15 protein-coding genes are annotated in these 19,871 nt (G+C 65.0%); 5 read left to right on the top strand and 10 right to left on the bottom strand.

The annotated features are described in order from the left end of the window. Window positions 1–26: 26 nt before the first annotated feature. Window positions 27–1,271, top strand: a complete 1,245-nt coding sequence (locus DMX06_RS20945) for a putative porin (RefSeq protein ID WP_050706803.1) — start codon at window positions 27–29, stop codon at window positions 1,269–1,271. Window positions 1,272–1,484: 213 nt separating this feature from the next. Here DMX06_RS20945 and DMX06_RS20950 read toward each other — a convergent pair whose 3' ends face one another. The 3 genes from DMX06_RS20950 to DMX06_RS20960 all read right to left on the bottom strand — a co-directional run bounded on the left by DMX06_RS20950 (window position 1,485) and on the right by DMX06_RS20960 (window position 7,088). Continuing rightward, window positions 1,485–2,606 carry a beta-ketoacyl-ACP synthase III gene (locus tag DMX06_RS20950; protein ID WP_110739159.1) on the bottom strand — a complete coding sequence of 374 codons (1,122 nt, stop codon included), beginning with the start codon at window positions 2,604–2,606 and terminating at the stop codon, window positions 1,485–1,487. A 219-nt stretch (window positions 2,607–2,825) separates the two neighbouring features. Further along, a complete protein-coding gene (gene hrpA / locus DMX06_RS20955) occupies window positions 2,826–6,731 on the bottom strand; it encodes an ATP-dependent RNA helicase HrpA (protein ID WP_110739160.1) in 3,906 nt (1,301 codons plus the stop codon). A 105-nt stretch (window positions 6,732–6,836) separates the two neighbouring features. Then, complete coding sequence (locus tag DMX06_RS20960; RefSeq protein WP_110739161.1) at window positions 6,837–7,088, bottom strand: hypothetical protein; 252 nt, start codon at window positions 7,086–7,088, stop codon at window positions 6,837–6,839. 549 nt (window positions 7,089–7,637) lie between these two features. Between DMX06_RS20960 and DMX06_RS20965 the strand changes: the two genes are divergently transcribed. Together DMX06_RS20965 and DMX06_RS20970 are read left to right on the top strand one after the other, a co-directional pair. After that, window positions 7,638–9,002, top strand: a complete 1,365-nt coding sequence (locus tag DMX06_RS20965; RefSeq protein ID WP_110739162.1) for a glutamine synthetase family protein — start codon at window positions 7,638–7,640, stop codon at window positions 9,000–9,002. A gap of 29 nt (window positions 9,003–9,031) precedes the next feature. Beyond that, the gene (locus DMX06_RS20970; RefSeq protein WP_110739163.1) at window positions 9,032–10,339 is read left to right on the top strand and encodes an NAD(P)/FAD-dependent oxidoreductase; all 1,308 of its coding nucleotides are present in this window, start codon (window positions 9,032–9,034) and stop codon (window positions 10,337–10,339) included. A gap of 150 nt (window positions 10,340–10,489) precedes the next feature. On the opposite strand, the gene fadD1 is transcribed toward DMX06_RS20970, so the two are convergent. Together fadD1 and fadD2 are read right to left on the bottom strand one after the other, a co-directional pair. Next, entirely contained in the window at window positions 10,490–12,187 is a 1,698-nt protein-coding gene (fadD1, locus tag DMX06_RS20980) for a long-chain-fatty-acid--CoA ligase FadD1 (protein WP_110739165.1), read from the bottom strand. A 345-nt stretch (window positions 12,188–12,532) separates the two neighbouring features. Beyond that, a complete protein-coding gene (fadD2, locus tag DMX06_RS20985) occupies window positions 12,533–14,221 on the bottom strand; it encodes a long-chain-fatty-acid--CoA ligase FadD2 (RefSeq protein ID WP_110739166.1) in 1,689 nt (562 codons plus the stop codon). 201 nt (window positions 14,222–14,422) lie between these two features. Here fadD2 and DMX06_RS20990 point away from each other — a divergent pair, with 201 nt between their 5' ends. Both DMX06_RS20990 and DMX06_RS20995 read left to right on the top strand, forming a co-directional pair. Beyond that, a complete protein-coding gene (locus tag DMX06_RS20990; RefSeq protein ID WP_110739167.1) occupies window positions 14,423–15,367 on the top strand; it encodes an alpha/beta hydrolase in 945 nt (314 codons plus the stop codon). Between the two features lie 35 nt (window positions 15,368–15,402). Continuing rightward, window positions 15,403–15,873 (top strand): MaoC family dehydratase, encoded by a 471-nt coding sequence (locus DMX06_RS20995; protein WP_028693061.1) that lies wholly within the window; start codon window positions 15,403–15,405, stop codon window positions 15,871–15,873. 99 nt (window positions 15,874–15,972) lie between these two features. On the opposite strand, the gene DMX06_RS21000 is transcribed toward DMX06_RS20995, so the two are convergent. From DMX06_RS21000 to DMX06_RS21020, 5 genes are all read right to left on the bottom strand, one after another. Further along, on the bottom strand, window positions 15,973–17,211 hold the full coding sequence (locus DMX06_RS21000; protein ID WP_110739168.1) for an RNA polymerase sigma factor: 1,239 nt from the start codon (window positions 17,209–17,211) through the stop codon (window positions 15,973–15,975). 41 nt (window positions 17,212–17,252) lie between these two features. Then, the gene (locus tag DMX06_RS21005; RefSeq protein ID WP_110739169.1) at window positions 17,253–17,597 is read right to left on the bottom strand and encodes a YciI family protein; all 345 of its coding nucleotides are present in this window, start codon (window positions 17,595–17,597) and stop codon (window positions 17,253–17,255) included. Between the two features lie 42 nt (window positions 17,598–17,639). Then, window positions 17,640–18,065: a YybH family protein gene (locus tag DMX06_RS21010; protein WP_110739170.1), complete on the bottom strand. Its 426-nt coding sequence runs from the start codon at window positions 18,063–18,065 to the stop codon at window positions 17,640–17,642. A 122-nt stretch (window positions 18,066–18,187) separates the two neighbouring features. Next, a complete protein-coding gene (locus tag DMX06_RS21015; protein WP_110739171.1) occupies window positions 18,188–18,829 on the bottom strand; it encodes a LysE family translocator in 642 nt (213 codons plus the stop codon). Between the two features lie 77 nt (window positions 18,830–18,906). Then, on the bottom strand, window positions 18,907–19,866 hold the full coding sequence (locus tag DMX06_RS21020) for a threonine dehydratase (protein ID WP_110739172.1): 960 nt from the start codon (window positions 19,864–19,866) through the stop codon (window positions 18,907–18,909). Window positions 19,867–19,871 lie beyond the last annotated feature (5 nt).

Genomic DNA, 19,871 nt, shown 5'->3' on the forward strand with positions numbered 1-19,871 from the left:
CCACTTTTTCCAACAGGGAGAACCTTATGCGTCTTGTTTCTACACTTACCGGGGTGAGCCTCACCGGCATGATGCTGGCTCTGAGTACTCCGGCCAGTGCTGCTGTCGACGCCAAGCTGCTCGAAATACTCCGCGCCAACGGCTCGATCAACCAGGCGCAGTACACCGAACTGCAGGGCGACCTGGCAAAGGAAACCAAGGAAAAGGCCGACCAGAAAGCCCAGTCCGAGCGCCTGAGCTCCTTCGAGCAGAAAGTGGCATGGGCCGCCAAGACCCAGATCAAGGGTGACGTGCGCCTGCGCTACGAAGACGTCAACGTCGACAACCCCAACAGCCGCAGCGGCAACCAGGACCGCGAGCGCGTGCGTGCCCGCGTCGGTTTCTACAGCGAGATCAACCCGCAGGTCGACGCCGGTATTCGCGTGGCCACCGGCAGCAGCTCGGACGCCCGCTCGACCAACCAGAGCCTGGACAACTACTTCGACAAGAAATCGCTGTGGGTAGACCTTGCCTACCTCGATTGGCACCCGACCGCCGTGCCGAACCTGCACCTGATCGGCGGCAAGATGCTGCAGCCGTGGGTGAGCATGGGCGACATCATCTGGGACAGCGACATCAACCCGGAAGGCGTGGCCGTCACCTACAAGACCAACCTGGGCGGCGCCGAAGTGTTCGGCAGCGCCGGCCATTACACCCTCAAGGACAACGTCGACGGCGATGGCGTGCAGTTCAAGCACGATGCGCAGCTGTACCACGGCCAGTTGGGCACCAAGTTCAACCTGGCTGACAGCGTCAAGGTCACCGTCGGCGGCAGCCTCTACGGCTTCGACAACGACAAGAAGTCGGCCGTGCTGCGCAGCTTCGGCAACACCACCACCGAGTTCAACCTGGCCGAAGGCTTTGGCCAGGTGGACTTCACCGGCTTCGCCATCCCGCTGTCGGCCTATGGCCAGTTCGTCAAGAACACCGACAGCACCGACGGCGAGGACAAGGCCTGGCTGGCGGGTCTCAAGACCAAGCTGGGCGCCTGGAGCCTGGACTACAACTACCGCGACGTGCAGCGCAACGCCGTGGTCAGCCTGTTCACCGACTCCGACTTCGGCGCCGGCTTCACGGGTTCGCGTGGCCACAAGTTCAAGGTCGGCTACGAGATCGACAAGAACTTCTCCCTGGGCGCGGCCTACCTGATGGCCAAGACCGACCTGTCGCAGTTGCCGAACAACAACGCCGACGTCGACACCCTGCAGGTCGACCTGGAAGCCAAGTTCTAAGCGCTACGCTCCCTTGCTCCACCCTGAGCGGGAAATGCCGACCCCATCCGGCATTTCCCGCTTTTTTTGCCTGTCAGAAAGCTGGGGGCTGCTTTGCAGCCCTTTCGCGACACAAGGCCGCTCCTACAGGGGAATGCGTTCTCCTGTAGGAGCGGCCTTGTGTCGCGAAAGGGCCGCAAAGCGGCCCCAGCGATAGAGAAGTAAAAGTAGGTATCAGCGTTTACGCAGAACCACACTACCAATCGAATATCCAGCACCAAACGAGCTCAGTACCCCCAGCGAACCCTTGGCCAGGTCATCCTGATACAGGTGGAAGGCAATCACCGACCCCGCCGAACTGGTATTGGCATAACGATCCAGGATCACCGGCGCATCTTCCTCGGCCACTTCACGCCCCAGCAGCTTCTTGACGATCAGGTGGTTCATGCTCAGGTTGGCCTGGTGCAGCCAGAAGCGCTTGACGTCCGACGGCTGCAGGTCGTTCTCGGCCAGGTGCTGGCCGATCAGCTCGGCGACCATAGGGCAGACTTCCTTGAACACCTTGCGGCCTTCCTGCACGAACAGCTTGTCGCGGGCACCAATGCCCTCTTCCGCGGCGCGGTTGAGGAAGCCGAAGTTGTTGCGGATGTTGTTGGAGAACGCCGTCAGCAGCTTGGTGCTGACGATGTCGAACTGGTGCTCGGAGGTGGCCAGGTCGGCACGCTCGACCAGCACCGCGGTGGCGGCGTCGCCGAAGATGAAGTGGCTGTCGCGGTCACGGAAGTTCAGGTGGCCGGTGCAGATCTCCGGGTTGACCACCAGCACGGCGCGCGACTGCCCCAGCTGCACGCTGTTGGCGGCGGTCTGGATACCGAAGGTGGCCGACGAGCAGGCCACGTTCATGTCGAAGGCGAAGCCCTGGATACCCAGTGCCTGCTGCACTTCGATGGCAATGGCCGGGTACGGGCGCTGCAGGTTGGAGCAGGCGACGATCACCCCGTCGACATCGGCGGCGCTGCGGCCGGCACGCTCCAGGGCCTGTCGAGCGGCGGCCACGCCCATTTCGCAGAGGATCGATTGTTCGTCGTTGGTGCGCTCGGGCAGGCGCGGCTTCATGCGCTGCGGATCGAGAATACCGGCCTTGTCCATGACGAAGCGGCTCTTGATGCCCGAAGCCTTCTCGATGAAAGCGGCGTCGGACAGCGGCGCCGCCTCGACCTCGCCACGCTCGATGGCGGCGGCGTTGTCACGGTTGAAACGCTGTGCCCAGGCGTTGAAGGATTCCACCAGTTCTTCGTTGGAAATGCTTTGGGCCGGGGTGTACAGGCCGGTGCCGCTGATGACGACGTTGTGCACGGTCGTTCCTCTGGTCTGGGGCCATCGCCACAAGGCGCTGGCCGGAATAAGGGCAACTTAATGGCACCTTGGTACCAATTTTGAGGCGAGGGCTGCGCCCTCGTTCGCGGCACAAGGCCGCTCCTACAACATCGGCGTTCGCCTGCAGGAGCGGCCTTGTGCCGCGATCGGCCGCACAGCGGCCGCAAATTCCACCAAGTTTGCCACAACTTGGGGAGCTTAGGCTTCCACCTGACTCCACTGTTTACTCAGTCGCTTGTCGGAAACCGCCACCTTCGTCCCCAGTTGCTGGGCAAACAACGACACCCGGTATTCCTCCAGCAGCCAGCGGTACAGGGTCAGTTGCTCATCGCGCTTGCCTTCCTGCGCATGCTTGTCGGCGCGGGCCTGGTACTGCGCCCAGCAATTGGCCAGCTCGGCGCTCCACACCCGGTCCTTCTGCACCTGCGAACCCAGCTTCTCCAGGCGCAGTTCCACCGCCTTGAGATAACGCGGCAACTCCTTGAACCAGGCACCCGGCGTCTCCCGCACGAAGCCCGGGTACACCAGATTGGCCAGCTGCTGCTTGATATCGTTGAGCGCCACCGCCTGGCTCAGGTCGATCTTGCCCTTGAAGCGCTTCTGCAAGCCATGCCACAGCTTCAGCACCTCCAGGGTCAGGCGGGCCAGGCGTTCGGCGTGCTCGGTCCAGTTGCCGCGCTTGCGTTCGGCCAGCGAGGCCAGGCCCGCGCCATCACGCGGCAGTGGGTCTTCGCCTTCCAGCACACAGCTGTCGAGGCTGGCCAGGAGGATATCCTCGACCAGCGCCTCGACCCGGCCCAGTTCACGGTACAGCAGCCCCAGCTCGGTCAGCCCCGGCAGCTTGCCGCGCAGGAACTTGGCCGGTTCCGCCAGCTGCTGCAGCAACAGGCGCTGCAAGGCGCGACGGTGCTGGAACTCGGCTTCGGCCTGGGTCGAGAAACGCCCTTCGCGTACCGTGCCGTTGTCCTCGACCAGCGCCGGGTAGACCGTCATCGACAGCCCGGCGATCTTCTGCTGGGCAGTCTGCGCCACCTGCGCGAAGGCCTTGGCCTGTACCGGCTGCTCGGCCTTCTCGCTGCGCGGCAGGGCCAGCGCCGCCTGGCTGGCGGCGGCGAAGCGGGCGGTCAGCTCGCCGAGGTCGCGGCCTTCGCCGAGGAACTTGCCCTGGGCATCAACCACTTCGATGTTCATGCGCAGGTGGCCCTCGACCAGCCCGGCCGCTTCCGCCCAGGCCTCGTCCGACACCCGCGCCCCGGTCATGCGCAGCAACTCCTGGCCCAGCGCCTGCGGCAATGCCCCCTGGCCGAACGCCAGACGCGACAGGGCCGCCTTGACGAAGTCGGGCACCGGCACGAAGTTCTTGCGCAGGGCCTTGGGCAGGTTGCGCACCAGGGCGATGCACTTGGCCTCCAGCAGGCCTGGCACCAGCCATTCCAGGCGTTCGCCCGGCAGGTTCGGCAACAACGGCGCCGGCACCCGCACGGTCACGCCGTCACGCGGGTGGTTCGGCTCGAAGTGATAGCTCAGCGACAGGCGCAGATCGCCCACCTGTAGGTGGTCCGGATACTGCGCGGCGGTGACCTCGCTGGCCTCGCGGGCGAGCACGTCCTCTTCGCGCATGATCAGCAGGTTCGGATCCTTCTGGCTGTTCATCCGGTACCAGCTGTCGAAGGTCGCGGTCTGGTGGATCTCTTCGGGCAGGCGCGCCTCGTAGAAGGCGTACAGCGTCTCCTCGTCGGCCAGAATATCGCGCCGGCGGGCCTTGGCCTCCAACTCGTCGAGCTGCTCGAGCAGGCGCTTGTTGGCCGCCAGGCACTTGGCCCGGGACTGGATCTCGCCACCGACCAGGCCGTCGCGGATGAACAGCTCGCGGGAAGTGACCGGATCGATCGGGCCGAAATGCACCGGCCTGCGACCGACCAGGATCAACCCGTAAAGGGTGATCTGCTCGTAGGCCACCACCTGGCCGCGCTTCTTCTCCCAGTGCGGTTCGAAGTGGTTCTTCTTGATCAGGTGGGTGGCCAGCGGCTCGATCCAGTCCGGCTCGATCTTGGCCACCATGCGCGCATACAGCTTGGTGGTCTCCACCAGTTCCGCGGCCATCACCCACTGCGGTCGCTTGCGGCCGATGCCCGACGAGGGATGAACCCAGAAGCGCCGCTGACGCGCGCCCTGATAGTCGCCCTCTTCGGTCTTCTGGCCGATCTGGCTGAGCAGGCCGCTGAGAATTGCCTTGTGCAGGGGCTGGTAGTCGCAGGCCTCCTTGTTCACCGCCAATTGCAGGTCGCGGCAGATCAGCGCCAGCTGGCGGTGGGCGTCGCGCCACTCGCGCAGGCGCAGGTAGTTGAGGAAGTTCTTGCGGCACCAGTTGCGCAGCGGGCTGGCGGTCAGCGCCTGGCGCTGCTCCTCGAAACCGCGCCACAGGTTGACTAGCGCTGCGAAGTCGGAATCGACATCCTTCCACTGCGCGTGCGCCTGGTCGGCGGCCTGCTGGCGCTCCGGCGGGCGCTCGCGCGGGTCCTGCACCGACAGCGCGCTAGCGACGATCAGCACTTCCTGCAGGCTGCCCTGGCGGGCGCCTTCGAGCAGCATGCGGCCCAAACGAGGGTCGATCGGCAGGCGCGCCAGCTGGCGGCCCAGGGGCGTCAGCTGGTTCTCGCGGTTGACCGCCGACAGTTCCTGCAACAGGTTGAAGCCGTCGCTGATGGCCTTGCCATCCGGCGGCTCGATGAACGGGAAGGCGTCGATCGCACCCAGGCGCAGGTGCAGCATCTGCAGGATCACCGCGGCCAGGTTGGTGCGCAGGATCTCCGGGTCGGTGAACGCCGGCCGACCGTTGAAATCGTCCTCGCTGTACAGGCGGATGCAGATGCCCGGCTCGACCCGGCCGCAGCGCCCTTTACGCTGGTTGGCGCTGGCCTGGGACACCGCCTCGATAGGCAGGCGCTGGACCTTGGCGCGGTAGCTGTAGCGGCTGATGCGCGCGGTGCCGCTGTCGATCACGTAGCGGATGCCCGGCACGGTCAGCGAGGTTTCGGCGACGTTGGTCGCCAGCACCACGCGCCGGCCGCTGTGGGACTGGAAGATCCGCTGCTGCTCGGCCGGCGACAGCCGCGCATACAGCGGCAGGATCTCGGTGTGGCGCAGCTGCGCCTTGCGCAGGATCTCGGCGGCGTCGCGAATCTCGCGTTCGCCGGGCAGGAACACCAACACATCGCCCGGGCCCTTGCCCTGGCTGCGTTCGTGCTGGGCGATCTCGTCGAGGCTGGCGAGGATCGCCTGGTCGACGGAAAGGTCCTCCTCGACCTGGTTGCCCTCCTCGTCGTGCTCGCTGGTCAGCGGCCGGTACCAGGTTTCCACCGGGTAGGTACGCCCGGACACCTCGATGATCGGCGCGCCGTCGAAGTGCTTGGAGAAGCGCTCCAGGTCGATGGTCGCCGAGGTGATGATCAGCTTCAGGTCCGGGCGGCGGTGCAGCAGGGTCTTGAGGTAGCCGAGCAGGAAGTCGATGTTCAGGCTGCGCTCGTGGGCCTCGTCGACGATGATCGTGTCGTAGCGCTCGAGGAAACGGTCGTGCTGGGTCTCGGCCAGCAGGATACCGTCGGTCATCAGCTTGACCAGGGTGTTCGAATCGCTCTGGTCCTCGAAGCGCACCTGGTAGCCGACCAGCGCCCCCAACGGCGTGCCCAGCTCCTCCGCGACCCGCGCCGCCACGCTGCGCGCAGCGATCCGTCGGGGCTGGGTGTGGGCGATCAGGCCATGGCTGCCGCGGCCCAGCTCCAGGCAGATCTTCGGCAGCTGGGTGGTCTTGCCGGAACCGGTCTCGCCAGCGATCACCAGCACCTGATGCTCGGCCAGAGCCTTCTTGATCTCGTCGCGCTTGGCGGCGATGGGGAGGCTGTCGTCGTAGCGAATGCTCGGCACGCTCTGCTGGCGCGCGGTGACCTGGGCGCAGGAGGCCTGGACCTTTTCCACCCACTGCGCGAGCTTGCCCTCGTCGGGGCGCTTGCGCAGCTCGTGCAATTGCCGGCGCAACCGATGGCGGTCGGCGATCATGGCGTGGTCAAGGTTCTTCAGCAGTTGGTCGATGGCGTGGTCTGTCATGGGGCTTTTTAATGATGCAGGCGAGTGCTGCTTTTTCATGATCGGCAGGCGTAAGAGGCGGGATTGTCGCAGATTTGCGAAATCGATGCTGCCTGTGCCCGCCGTTCAGTCGCGATCACGCTCGAAATAGCGGGAGCGCTTGAAAAACAGCAGCGTTGCAACTGCATCACAAAGAATCCACCAGTACATCCCATCCAGCCGCAAGAATTCACGCTCGCCAAGTTGTGTGCACGCCGTTATGCCAGTTGCCATCAACGCCACGCAGACGCAGCCTCTGAGCGTTGGTGAGCGACATGCCCAGTCAAGCAATAGGCCGGCGACCAGCCCATAAAGGGTAAGGAGAAAGATCTCAGTCATGGCTACCCTTCAATCAAATGATGAACATCAGGCTGGACGTCTGAGGACCTATGTCAGATGGGCGATTACCTGATAAGTCCTTTGCGCTTGCATGGCGATCCCTGACCATTCCTACAAAGAAAGGGACTTTCACCGCTGGCGCGCCACCTGCCAATTAGCCTAGGTCCGAGAAAACTGTGGGAAGCTTCCTAAGCTGCTGCGACGCGGCGAACAAACCTTGCCAATGTTTAGCTGCCACCGGAATGAACGTCGCCATTCACTGCTTTAATCAACCTTACAGGCCATGTGAGTATCCAGGGATGCTTCCCGACCCGATGATTGCCCGCCCGCTGCCCTACCCTTCGCTGCCGAAGGCCCGGGCCCGTGCCGGTGAAAATCCGCTGGTCCATATCATCCTGGCGTTCTGGGCGCTGTGGCACTGCCGCCACGCGCGCCCACCGGACACGTCGCTCACGCACTCCTGACCCGACCCGGCCGCCTTCTGGCCGATTGACTCAGCCTGACCGCTCGCCTGCGCGGCGGTCACGTGTGCCCCAGAGCGAATCCACCATGCACTTTGCCCCCGCAGAGCAAGCCAGGCGTTTCCTGGCCGACAACCCCGATATCGACCTGATCGAGCTGTTCCTCCTCGACGCCAACGGCGTGCCCCGCGGCAAGCTGCTGCACCGCGAGGAGCTGCTGGCGGTGTTCGAAAGCGGCCGCCCGCTGCCCAGCACCATCCTCGGCCTGACCCTCAACGGCGACGATGTCGAAGACTCCGGCCTGGTCTGGGACGTCGGCGACATCGACTGCCGCGCATACCCGCTGGACGGCAGCCTGGTGCGCCTGCCCTGGCGCCGGGTGCCGACCGCCGCCGTGCAGGTCAGCATGCACCCCAGCGAAGGCCTGCCGGCCAGCGTGGCCGATCCGCGCCATGTGCTGCTGCGGGTGATCGACGCGCTCAAGGCCGATGGTTTCCACCCGGTGATGGCCTGCGAGCTGGAGTTCTACCTGCTCGACCAGCAGCGCGACGCCCAGGGCCGGCCGCAGCCGGCGCTGGACAGCGACGGCGGGCGTCCACGCGGGACCCAGGTGTATGGCCTGCGCGAGCTGGAGCAGATCGAACCCTTCCTCGCCGACCTCTATGCCGCCTGCAAGGCCCAGGGCATCCCGGCCCGCACGGCGATCTCCGAATACGCGCCCGGCCAGGTGGAGATCACCCTGGAACACGGCGACGCACTCGAGGCGATGGACCAGGCCGTGCGCTACAAGCGCCTGGTCAAGGGCATCGCCAACGCCCACGGCATGCAGGCCTGCTTCATGGCCAAGCCGTTCGCCCAGCTGGCCGGCACCGGCATGCACATGCACTTGAGCCTGGCGGACGCTGCCGGCAACAACCTGTTCGCCAGCGAGGACAAGGCCGGCACCCCGCTGCTGCATCATGCGGTGGCCGGCATGCTGCGTCACCTGCGCGAATCGCTGCTGCTGTTCTGCCCCAACGCCAATTCGTTCCGCCGCTTCCAGGCCAACAGCTATGCGCCGCTGGCGCCGACCTGGGGCGTGGACAACCGCACCGTCAGCCTGCGCGTGCCCGGCGGCCCGGCCAACAGCCGGCATATCGAGCACCGCATCTGCGGCGCCGACGCCAACCCCTACCTGGCCGCCGCGGCGATCCTCGCCGCCACCCACCAGGGCATCCGTGAACAACTCGATCCCGGCGCCCCGGTCGAGGGCAACGGCTATGCCCAGGCCGGCGAACACCTGCCCACCGACTGGCTAACCGTCCTCGAGGCCTTGGAAAATTCGAGCTGGGCCCGGGAGGCGCTGGGCGAGGCCTTCCTCGGCGTCTACCTCAAGGTCAAGCGCGCCGAGTACCGCCAGTTCATGGCCGAGGTCGGCGAGCAGGACTGGCGCTGGTACCTGCACCAGGCCTGATGCCCACGAGATTACAAGAAGGAACAAGCATGAACGCAGCAGTGAACAACGGCCCGGCCCAGCGCGCGCCGTCCTATTACAGCGCCACCCTCAACGACACGACCGAATACCCCACGCTCAAGGGCACGGTGCAGGTGGATGTGGCGATCATCGGCGGCGGCTTCACCGGCGTGGCCACCGCCGTGGAGCTGGCCGAGCGTGGCCTGAAAGTGGCCATCGTCGAGACCAACCGCATCGGCTGGGGCGCCAGCGGGCGCAACGGCGGCCAGGTCACCGGCAGCCTGTCGGGCGACGAGGCCATGCGCACGCAGATGCGCGACCGGCTGGGCGCCGAGGTGGACGATTTCATCTGGCACCTGCGCTGGCGCGGCCACCAGATCATCGAGCAGCGCGTCGAGCGCTACGGCATCCAGTGCGACCTCAAGCACGGCCACCTGCACGCGGCGATGAAACCGTCGCACATGAACGAGCTGCGCGCCTTCGAGGCCGAGGCCCAGCGCCGTGGGATGGGTGACCAGGTACAACTGCTCGACCGCAGCGCCATGCAACGCCACCTGCAAAGCCCGCTGTACCTCGGCGCGCTGAAGAACCGCCGCAACCTGCACCTGCACCCGCTCAACCTGTGCCTGGGCGAGGCCCGCGCCGCCCACGGGCTGGGTGCGCTGGTGTTTGAAAACTCCGAGGTGCTGGAGATCGTCCACGGCCCGCGCCCGGCGGTGGTCACCGCCCAGGGACGGATCGAGGCACGTCAGGTGATGCTGGCCGGCGATGTGTATCACAAGCTGGAGAAGCGCCAGCTCAAGGGCAAGATCTTCCCGGCCATGGGTGGCATCGTCACCACCGCGCCGCTGGGCGAGCTGGCCGAGCAGATCAACCCGCAGGACCTGGCGGTGTACGACTGCCGTTTCGTCCTCGACTACTACCGCCTGACCGCCGACAAGCGCCTGCTGTTCGGCGGCGGCGCCAACTACTCCGGGCGCGACTCGCGGGACATCGAAGGCGAGCTGCGCCCGTGCATCGAGCGCACATTCCCGGCGCTCAAGGGCGTGCCGATCGAGTTCCAGTGGAGCTGCGCCATGGGCATCGTGGTCAACCGCATCCCGCAGCTGGGCAAGCTGTCGGACAACGTCTGGTACTGCCAGGGGTATTCCGGGCATGGCATCGCCACCAGCCACATCATGGGCGAGATCATGGCCGAGGCGCTGACCGGGACGCTGGAGAAGTTCGATACCTTTGCCGGGTGCCGGCACATCAAGGTACCGATGGGCGACCTGCTGGGCAATCCGTTGCTGGCGGCGGGGATGTGGTATTACCAGATGCTTGAAAAGCTGCGCTGAGCCGCAACCTCTCTGTAGGAGCGGCCTTGTGTCGCGAAAGGGCTGCAAAGCAGCCCCGGGATTTCAGCGACAACGCATCAAACGATGGGGGTGCTTCGCACCCCTTTCGCGACACAAGGCCGCTCCTACACCGACCGCGCAGCCTGCAGATCAAGCGATCTTCTTCAGGCCCTGCTTCTTCAGCTCTTCGTCGCGCAGCTCACGGCGCAGGATCTTGCCGACGTTGGTGGTCGGCAGCGCGTCGCGGAACTCGATGGCCTTGGGCACCTTGTAGCCGGTGACGTTGGCGCGCATGTGCTCCATCACCTGTTCCTTGGTCAGGGTCATGCCCGGCTTGACCACGATGAACACCTTGATCACCTCGCCGGACTTCTCGTCCGGGATGCCGATGGCCGCGCACTGCAGCACGCCCGGCAGCGCGGCGAGCACATCTTCGAGCTCGTTGGGGTACACATTGAAGCCTGACACCAGGATCATGTCCTTCTTGCGGTCGACGATGCGCATGTAGCCGTCCGGCTGGATCAGGGCGATGTCGCCGGTCTTCAGCCAGCCATTGCTGTCGATGATCTCGGCGGTGGCATCTTCACGCTGCCAGTAGCCCTTCATCACCTGCGGCCCCTTGATGCACAGCTCGCCCACCTCGCCCAGGGGCAATTCCTGGCCGTTGTCGTCGATGATCTTGCACAGGGTGGACGGCACCGGGATGCCGATGGTCCCCAGCTGGTTGGCCGAAGTCGGGTTGACCGCCGCCACCGGGCTGGTCTCGGTCATGCCGTAGCCTTCGCAGATGGCGCAGCCGGTCACCGTCTTCCAGCGCTCGGCCACGCTCTGTTGCAGGGCCATGCCGCCGGACAGGGTGATCTTCAGCGCCGAGAAGTCGAGGTTGCGGAACGTCTCGTTGTTGCACAGGGCGACGAACAGTGTGTTGAGGCCGATGAAGCCGCTGAACTTCCACTTGCCCAGTTCCTTGACCATGGCCGGCAGGTCGCGCGGGTTGCTGATCAGCACGTTGTGGTTGCCGATGAGCATCATGGCCATGCAATGGAAGGTGAAGGCGTAGATGTGGTACAGCGGCAGCGGGGTGATGAGGATCTCGCAACCTTCGTGCAGGTTCGAGCCCATCAGCGCACGGCACTGTAGCATGTTGGCAACCAGGTTGCGGTGGGTGAGCATCGCGCCCTTGGCCACGCCAGTGGTGCCGCCGGTGTACTGCAGCACCGCAACATCGCCGGACTGCGGGTTGGCCTCGGTCACCGCGCCGCCCTTGCCCAGCGCCAGGGCATCGTTGAAGCGCACGGCGCCCGGCAGGTGGTAGGCCGGCACCATTTTCTTCACGTACTTGATGACGCTGTTGATCAACAGGCGCTTGAGGGGTGGCAACAGGTCGGCCACTTCGGTGACAATGACATGTTTGACCTGGGTCTTGGGCACCACCTTTTCCGCCAGGTGCGCCATGTTGGCCAGGCACACCAGGGCCTTGGCTCCGGAATCGTTGAACTGGTGCTCCAACTCCCGCGCGGTGTACAGCGGGTTGGTGTTGACCACGATCAGGCCGGCACGCATGGCGCCGAACACGGCAACGGGATACTGCAGGACGTTGGGCAGCTGGACCGCGATGCGATCACCCGGCTTCAGGTCGGTGTGCTGTTGCAGCCAGGCGGCGAAGGCGCCGGACAGGGTGTACAGCTCACCGTAGGTGATGGTCTTGCCCAGGTTGCTAAAGGCAGGTTTGTCGGCAAAGCGTTGGCAGGATTGCTTGAGTACCGCCTGGATATTGGGGAATTCGTCAGGATTGATGTCCGCCGTGACCCCGGCTGGGTACTTATCCTTCCAAAAATGTTCGATCATGGAAGCCCGCTCCTTCAGCAACAGCGAATTCGGTACGCGTCGATGCGCTTATTATTGATATGAGAGGCCGGCTCATTGCAAACCGGATCCTCTGAAAGCGCGCCGAGAGTAACAGCTTTGCAAGGGGTCGCCTAGAGGCCGAAATGGGCCGACAGGTCACGAAAATGACTCAATGAACAATACAGGTCATTTTTAGAGTAATTATACAAAATGTCGCGAAACCGCCTGAAAGCCCCGCTCTAGAGAGAGTCGGGGAGAGCGGCGGTGCGCCGATGCGACTTGCCCCGCGATTGCGTCAGCCTGGGCGACGACGCTGTCAGAGATGACACAATCGCGGGCCTACAATCAGGCGATGTCACGCAACTCCCGACGCAGGATCTTGCCCACCGGGGTCATCGGCAGCGATTCGCGCAGCACGATGTGCTTGGGCACCTTGTAGCCGGTGAAGTTGGTCTTGCAGAACGCCTTGAGCTCATCGACGCTCACCCCGCCCGCCCTTGGCACCACGAACAGCTTCACCGCCTCGCCGGTGCGCTCGTCCGGCACGCCGATCACCGCGCAACTGGCCACCTGCGGGTGGCCCATCACCACGTCCTCGATCTCGTTGGGATACACGTTGAAGCCCGAGACGATGATCATGTCCTTCTTGCGGTCGACGATGCGGGTGAAACCGTCCGGATCGATGACGGCGATATCGCCGGTCTTCAGCCAGCCTTCGGCATCCAGGACCTGGGTAGTGGCCTCAACCTGCTGCCAGTAACCCTTCATCACCTGCGGCCCCTTGATGCACAACTCGCCACGCTCGCCCAGCGGCTGCTCGTGGCCTTCATCGTCGATCACCTTGAACGCCGTGCCGGGCACCGGCAGCCCCACGGTCCCCAGGCGCGCCAGCTGGCCATAGGGGTTGGTGCTGGCCGCCGGCGAGGTTTCGGTCAGGCCGTAGCCTTCGACAATGCGGCAACCGGTGAGGGCCTCCCAGCGTTCGGCGGTGGCCTTGACCAACGCGGTGCCGCCGGAATTGGTGATCTTCAGCGCGGAGAAATCCAGCGACTTGAAGCCCGGGTTGTCCATCAGCGCGACGAACAGCGTGTTCAAGCCCACCAGCGCCGAGAACCGCCACTTGCCCAGCTCCTTGATGAAACCGGGAATATCCCGGGGGTTGGTGATCAGTACGTTGTGGTTACCGGTCACCATCATGCACATGCAGTTCGCGGTGAAGGCATAGATGTGGTACAGCGGCAGCGGCGCGATCATCACCTCCTGCCCTTCCTTGATCAGCGGCTGGCCATCGGGGCCGTGCTGACCGAAGCAGGCCAGCACCTGGAGCATGTTGGCCACCAGGTTGCCGTGGGTGAGCATGGCGCCCTTGGCCAGCCCGGTGGTGCCGCCGGTGTACTGCAGCACCGCGATGTTCTCCAGGGTTTGTGCCACCGGCCTGTGAGTGAGCCCGCGCCCCTGGCGCAGAACCTGCTTGAACGACACAGCCTGGGGCAACTGATAGGCCGGCACCATCTTCTTCAGCTTGTCGACCACGGTGTTGACCAGCCAGCCCTTGGCCGTCGGCAGCAGGTCGCCCATCTTCGCCTCGATCAGGTACTCGATGCCGGTATCGGGCAGCACCTCCTGCACGCGCTTGCCGAACATGTTCAGGTACACCAGGGCTCGGGCGCCGGAGTCCTTGAACTGATGGCGCATCTCGCGCTCGGTGTACAGCGGGTTGGTGTTGACCACGATCAGGCCGGCGCGCATGGCGCCGAACACCGCAATGGGGTATTGCAGGACATTGGGCATCTGCACCGCGATGCGGTCGCCCGGCACCAGTTCGGTGTGCTGTTGCAGCCAGGCGGCGAAGGCGGCCGAATGGCGCTCGAGATCGGCATAGCTCAAGGTGACGCCAAGGTTGCTGTACGCCGGACGGTCGGCGAAGCGTTTGCAGCAGCGCTCGAAGACGTCGACGACGGATGTGTAGGCCTTCATGTCAATGGTGGAAGGTACGCCCGCCGGGCGCTTGTCGTTCCAGAAATCGGCTTGCATTTATTGTTGTTCCTCTGCCGGGACATCCCTGACCTGATCGCCTGCTGGCAAAAAGGTGTTCAGCCGAAGTTAGCAGCTCTGTCGAAGGTGGCAAATACGCCAAGTGCCGCCATTAACATTGTGAATCTCTTTTCTGCCCTTCCTGCAATCGACGGCTTTGCGCATACACTGTTGGGCAACCTCCGCGCGCAAGGACCCGCCATGCCCCACGACGCCTTCTGGCTCCCCGCCAGCGAGCATTGCAGCCTTTATGTCCACCAATGGCTGCCGGCCACTCCGGTCAAGGCCGTGGTGCTGCTGGCCCATGGCATGGCCGAGCATGCCGGGCGCTACCAGCGCCTGGGCCATGCTCTCAACGCGGCCGGCTACGGCCTGCTCGCCCCCGACCTGCGCGGCCACGGCCGCACCGCCGAACTGGGCAGCCTAGGCCTGTTCGCCCGGCAAAATGGCTGGAATGCCGTACTCAATGACCTGGGCCTGCTGGCCCAGCACATCGGCCAGCAGTTTCCGGGAACCCCGCTGTTCCTGTTCGGCCACAGCATGGGCAGCTACATCGGCCAGGCCTACCTGCTGCACCACAGCGCCAGCCTGCAGGGCGCGATCCTCAGCGGTTCGAACTTCCAGCCGGTGGCGCTGTACCGCGCGGCGCGCCTGATTGCCCGTCTCGAGGCCTGGCGCCAGGGCCCGCTGGGCAAGAGCGCGCTGATCGACTGGCTGTCGTTCGGCTCGTTCAACAAGGCGTTCAAGCCCAACCGCACGGCTTTCGACTGGCTCAGCCGTGATGCCGCGGAGGTGGACAAGTACATCGCCGATCCGCTGTGCGGCTTTCGCTGCAGCAACCAGCTGTGGCTCGACCTGCTGCAGGGGTTGGCGCAGATCAGTCAGAAGAAGAACCTGGCGCAGATCGATCCGAACCTGCCGATCTTCGTGCTGGGCGGCGAATGTGATCCGGTGAGTGCCGGCAAGCGTCTCACCCACCTGGCCGACGCCCTGCGCGCGACCGGCAACCGTCATGTACAGTTGCGCATCTACCCCGGCGCACGCCACGAAGTGCTCAACGAAACCCATCGCGACGAGGTCACCGCCGAGATCATCGGCTGGCTGGAGCAGGCGCTGGCCCTTGGCCGCCCTGCCCGCAGTGAATGATCGGCAGGCTCGTCCGTTCCACAAGGAAGCCCCTGATGACCCAGGTCACCAACACGCCTTACGAAGCCCTCGAAGTCGGCCAGAAAGCTGAATACAAGAAGTCCGTGGCAGAACGCGACATCCAGCTGTTCGCCGCCATGTCCGGCGACCACAACCCGGTGCACCTGGATGCCGAGTTCGCCGCCAAGAGCATGTTCAAGGAACGCATCGCCCATGGCATGTTCAGTGGCGCGCTGATCAGCGCCGCAGTGGCCTGCACCCTGCCTGGCCCTGGCACCATCTACCTGGGCCAGCAGATGAGCTTCCAGAAGCCGGTGAAGATCGGCGACGAGCTGACCGTGCGCCTGGAGATCCTCGAGAAGCTGCCCAAGTTCAAGGTGCGTATCGCCACCAACGTGTACAACCAGAACGACGAACTGGTGGTCGCCGGCGAAGCCGAGATCCTCGCGCCGCGCAAGCAGCAGACCGTCGAGCTGGTGAGCCCGCCGGAATTCGTTGCCAGCTGAGATTCTCACGGTCACTGTAGGAGCGGCCTTGCGGCCCTTTCGCGACACAAGGCCGCTCCTACAGGTATTGTGCCTAGCCTGAAGACTACCTGTAGGCGCTCACCCCAGCTCGCGCAAGCGTCGCTCGATATGCCGGCGCTCCGGTCCCTGCCGGGTCAGCGTCAGCGCCTGCTGCCAGGCCTCGCGGGCCTGCGCGGTATTGCCCAACTGCCGATGCAGTTCGGCCCGCGCAGCATGGGCCAGGTGATAGTCGCCCAGCTCGCCCCGCTCGAGAATCGCCTCGACCGCCCGCAACCCGACCTGCGCACCATCGCGCCGGGCCAGGGCTGCTGCCCGGTTCAGCTCCACCACCGGTGACGGCCAGTGGCGCTGCAACACATCGTACAGGCCGACAATCTCGTCCCAGTCGGTGGCCTCGGCGCTGGGCGCTTCGGCATGCAGTGCGGCAATCGCCGCCTGCACGCTGTAGGGGCCGAACTCCCGGCTGCTCAGTGCCTGGCGCACCAACTGGCTGCCCTCCTCTATCTGTGCCCGGTCCCACAGGCCGCGGTCCTGCTCATCGAGCAGCACCAGTTCGCCGCGGGCATCGCTGCGCGCGTTCTGCCGCGAGGCCTGCAACAGCATCAACGCCAGCAGCCCCAGCACTTCGGCATCCGGCAGCAACTGCGCCAGCAACCGGCCCAGGCGAATGGCTTCGTCGGTGAGCGCGCGCGTGGTGACATCCTCGCCCGAAGACGCCGAATAGCCCTCGTTGAACACCAGGTAGATCACCCGCAGCACACTCTCCAATCGCTCCGGCAACTCGCCCAGTTCCGGTACCTGGTAGGGGATCTGCGCATCGCGGATCTTGGCCTTGGCGCGCACGATGCGCTGGGCGATGGTCGCCGGGCTCTGCAGGAAGGCGCGGGCGATCTGCTCGGTGGTCAGGTCGCAGACCTCGCGCAACGTCAGCGGCACCTGGGCATCGAAGGCCAGGGCCGGGTGGCAGCAGGTGAAGATCAGGCGCAGCCGGTCATCGACCAGCAGCTCCTGCTCACCTGGGTCCTGGGCCTCCCCCTCCAGCAGCATGATCAGGTCCGCCTGGGAACGGTCGAAGCGGATGCGGCGGCGCAAGGCGTCGATGGCCTTGAAACGGCCGGCGGAAACCAGCCAGGCCCGCGGATTGTCCGGGATGCCATCGCGCTGCCAGCGCTCGACGGCAATGAAGAAGGCGTCATGCATGGCCTCCTCGGCCAGGTCGAAGTCCCCCAGCAGGCGAATCAGGGTGGCCAGGATGCGCCGGGAGTCACGGCGGTACACCGACTCCACTTCGTCGCGCACATGCGCTTCGCTGTTCATCAGCCCCGCAATGCCTGGGTCATCGTGGTTCTCCTCATGGGTCAGGGTTGCAACTCACGCACCGGCCGCACCTCGACACTGCCGACCCGTGCCGCCGGAATGCCCCTGGCGATATTCAACGCTTCATTGAGGTCGCGGGCATCGACCAGGTAGAACCCGGCCAACTGCTCCTTGGTCTCGGCGAACGGACCGTCGGTCAGGCTCATGCGCCCGGCGCGCACGCGCACCGTGGTGGCAGTCTGCACGGGCTTGAGCGCCTCGGCGGCGATCATCCGCCCGGAGCCCTGGATGGCCTCGGCGTAGGCCATGCATTCGGCGTCCTCGGGGCTGTCGGGCAGGCTGTGCAACAGCGCTTCATCACAATAGACCAGGCACAGGTATTTCATGATCGTCTCCGGGGCGAGGTGGCGATAGGCGGTCGAGGGTGTTCAAGGTTTGAGGTTGAACAGCGCTTTTTGCGTTTCCATGTCGAACGGCGCTGACCAGTGTTCATGGATGACCTGCCATTGGCCGCCACTGCGCCGGTAGCCGACAGTGGCGCGCATGAAACCGCACTGGCTTTCATCATCGGACGGCCCGCAGCGGTTGAGCCAGTGGGCCAGGCCCAGGTCGCCGTCGGCGTGCACGGTCAGTTGCGCCAATTCGAACACCATCGGCCCGGTGCACATGCCCATGCACATTTCCCAATGGGCGCGGTAGGCGGCCTTGCCCTTGAATTGCAGGGCCTGGATGGCGTCGAAGGCGACAATATCGTCGGCGTAGGGGGCAACGATACGGTCGACATCACGCTCGCGCACGGCTTGCATCCACTGCTCGATCAGTTGCTCCAGTTCACGCTCGGCTGCAGTGTTCATCGGTGTTTCCTCCGAAGACTCATCAGGGTTGGTAGTGACGCTTTCAACACTGGTCGAACGGGAAAACGGCAGATCGACAGCCGCCTGGAAATAAATCAGTCGAGGGGCGCGACCGATTAGCCTCAAACGGGTGCAGGCAAGATGAACTCACGGTAACCGGAGAGAATCACGTACACCGCGAAATAGCAGAAAATGGCCGCCGACAGCAGGTAGGACCACGTCAGCAGCCGATCACCGAGCAAGCGCCCACCATGGCTGGCGATGCCGCACAGCGACACGCACCAGGCCAACCCGGCAGCGAAGAAGCCCCCGAGGAACAGACCCGCGTCGAGCAGACTGCCGCCACCGGACCTGGAGATCAGCACCCCACCCACCGCCGCGAACCAGAGGATCGCGCTGGGCGATGACATGGCCAGGAAGATCCCGCGCAGGAACTCGCGCCAGCCCGACTCCACCACCACCTCGCTCCGCGACTCCAGGTGCCCGCCACGCCAAGCCGCCAGCAGCATCTTCACGGCAAACCACACCAGCAGTGCCGAACCGCCCAGCCACAGGGCCCAGCGCACGCTTTCGAACTGCAACAGCACGGTCATCCCGGCCAGCGCGGCAATTGCATAGACCAGGTCGCCGACGCAGGTACCCAGGCCCAGCCAGAACCCCTGGAGAAACCCGCGTTGCATGGCCAGGGTGATCATGGCGATATTGGCCACGCCGATATCCAGGCAAAGGGACAAACTGAGCAGAAATCCATTAGAGAAAGGCATGGCGCACTCTGGGCGTATTCAGGGGTGCACATTGAACCCGAGGGGGCGCTTGCCGTACAGAAAGAAAGTTCACTCGCTCAGACAGACCCCGCCAACACCTGCGCATAGCGCCCGCGATCCACGTTGGCGCCACTTAGCACCACCGCCACACGCTTGCCGGCCTGACGCCCACGTTCCTGCATCAATGCGGCCAGGGCAGCGGCACCGGCACCCTCGGCGGTGTTGTGGGTGGTCTCGTGATAGAGGCGCATGGCTTCGGCGATCTCGTCATCGCTCACCCGCACGATGCGTGCGGCATGCTCGCGCACCAGGGCGAAGGCGTCGGGGTGCGGCACACGGCAGGCCATGCCGTCGGCAAAGGTGTTGGCGCTGGCAGTGGTGATGATGCGGCCCTGCTCGAAGCTCTGGGCATAAGCGTCCGCCGCAGCGGAGACCACGCCGACGATCTCGGTGTCCAGCCCAAGCAGGTTGCGCGCCTGGATCAGCCCGCAGATGCCCGAGCCCATACCGATCGGCACATATACGCAATCCAGATCGGCCACCGCCTCGAACAGCTCCAGGGCGTAGGTGGCCACGCCGCGCACCAGCTCCGGGTGGAACGATGGGACCATCTGGTAGCCGCGTTCCCCGGCCAGGCGCGCCGCCTCCTCACGGGCGACGTCGAAGTCCACGCCGTGCTCCACCAGTTCCGCGCCCAGGGCACGCATGGCGGCGTTCTTCTCCCGCGAGTTGCCTTCCGGCACCACGATCACCAGCGGCAAACCCGCCTGGCCCGCCGCCAGGGCCATGCTCTGGCCATGGTTACCGCGGGTAGCGGTGACCAGCCCGCGGGGGACTTCGCCACCGGCCAGCAGGGAACGCACGTAGACCAGCCCGCCACGCACCTTGAAGGCACCGGTGGGGGCATGGTTTTCATGCTTGACCCAGAGCTGGCAACCCAGCCGCTCGGCCAGCAGCGGCCAGGCATGCTGCGGGGTCGGCGGAACGTGCTGGTGAACAAAGTCGGCGGCTTCACGCAGGGCGGGCAAGTCGAACATGGTGA

The organism is Pseudomonas mosselii (assembly GCF_003205295.1).
In the GTDB taxonomy this organism is placed as follows: Bacteria; Pseudomonadota; Gammaproteobacteria; order Pseudomonadales; family Pseudomonadaceae; genus Aquipseudomonas; species Aquipseudomonas mosselii_B.

What these genes read in the sequence shown, in the direction of transcription:
- DMX06_RS20945 (WP_050706803.1), top strand. Translation starts at nt 27, where the DNA reads ATGCGTCTTGTTTCTACACTTACCGGGGTGAGCCTCACCGGCATGATG.
- hrpA (WP_110739160.1), bottom strand. Translation starts at nt 6,731, where the DNA reads ATGACAGACCACGCCATCGACCAACTGCTGAAGAACCTTGACCACGCC.
- DMX06_RS20960 (WP_110739161.1), bottom strand. Translation starts at nt 7,088, where the DNA reads ATGACTGAGATCTTTCTCCTTACCCTTTATGGGCTGGTCGCCGGCCTA.
- DMX06_RS20965 (WP_110739162.1), top strand. Translation starts at nt 7,638, where the DNA reads ATGCACTTTGCCCCCGCAGAGCAAGCCAGGCGTTTCCTGGCCGACAAC.
- DMX06_RS20970 (WP_110739163.1), top strand. Translation starts at nt 9,032, where the DNA reads ATGAACGCAGCAGTGAACAACGGCCCGGCCCAGCGCGCGCCGTCCTAT.
- fadD1 (WP_110739165.1), bottom strand. Translation starts at nt 12,187, where the DNA reads ATGATCGAACATTTTTGGAAGGATAAGTACCCAGCCGGGGTCACGGCG.
- fadD2 (WP_110739166.1), bottom strand. Translation starts at nt 14,221, where the DNA reads ATGCAAGCCGATTTCTGGAACGACAAGCGCCCGGCGGGCGTACCTTCC.
- DMX06_RS20990 (WP_110739167.1), top strand. Translation starts at nt 14,423, where the DNA reads ATGCCCCACGACGCCTTCTGGCTCCCCGCCAGCGAGCATTGCAGCCTT.
- DMX06_RS20995 (WP_028693061.1), top strand. Translation starts at nt 15,403, where the DNA reads ATGACCCAGGTCACCAACACGCCTTACGAAGCCCTCGAAGTCGGCCAG.
- DMX06_RS21000 (WP_110739168.1), bottom strand. Translation starts at nt 17,211, where the DNA reads ATGAACAGCGAAGCGCATGTGCGCGACGAAGTGGAGTCGGTGTACCGC.
- DMX06_RS21005 (WP_110739169.1), bottom strand. Translation starts at nt 17,597, where the DNA reads ATGAAATACCTGTGCCTGGTCTATTGTGATGAAGCGCTGTTGCACAGC.
- DMX06_RS21010 (WP_110739170.1), bottom strand. Translation starts at nt 18,065, where the DNA reads ATGAACACTGCAGCCGAGCGTGAACTGGAGCAACTGATCGAGCAGTGG.
- DMX06_RS21015 (WP_110739171.1), bottom strand. Translation starts at nt 18,829, where the DNA reads ATGCCTTTCTCTAATGGATTTCTGCTCAGTTTGTCCCTTTGCCTGGAT.
- DMX06_RS21020 (WP_110739172.1), bottom strand. Translation starts at nt 19,866, where the DNA reads ATGTTCGACTTGCCCGCCCTGCGTGAAGCCGCCGACTTTGTTCACCAG.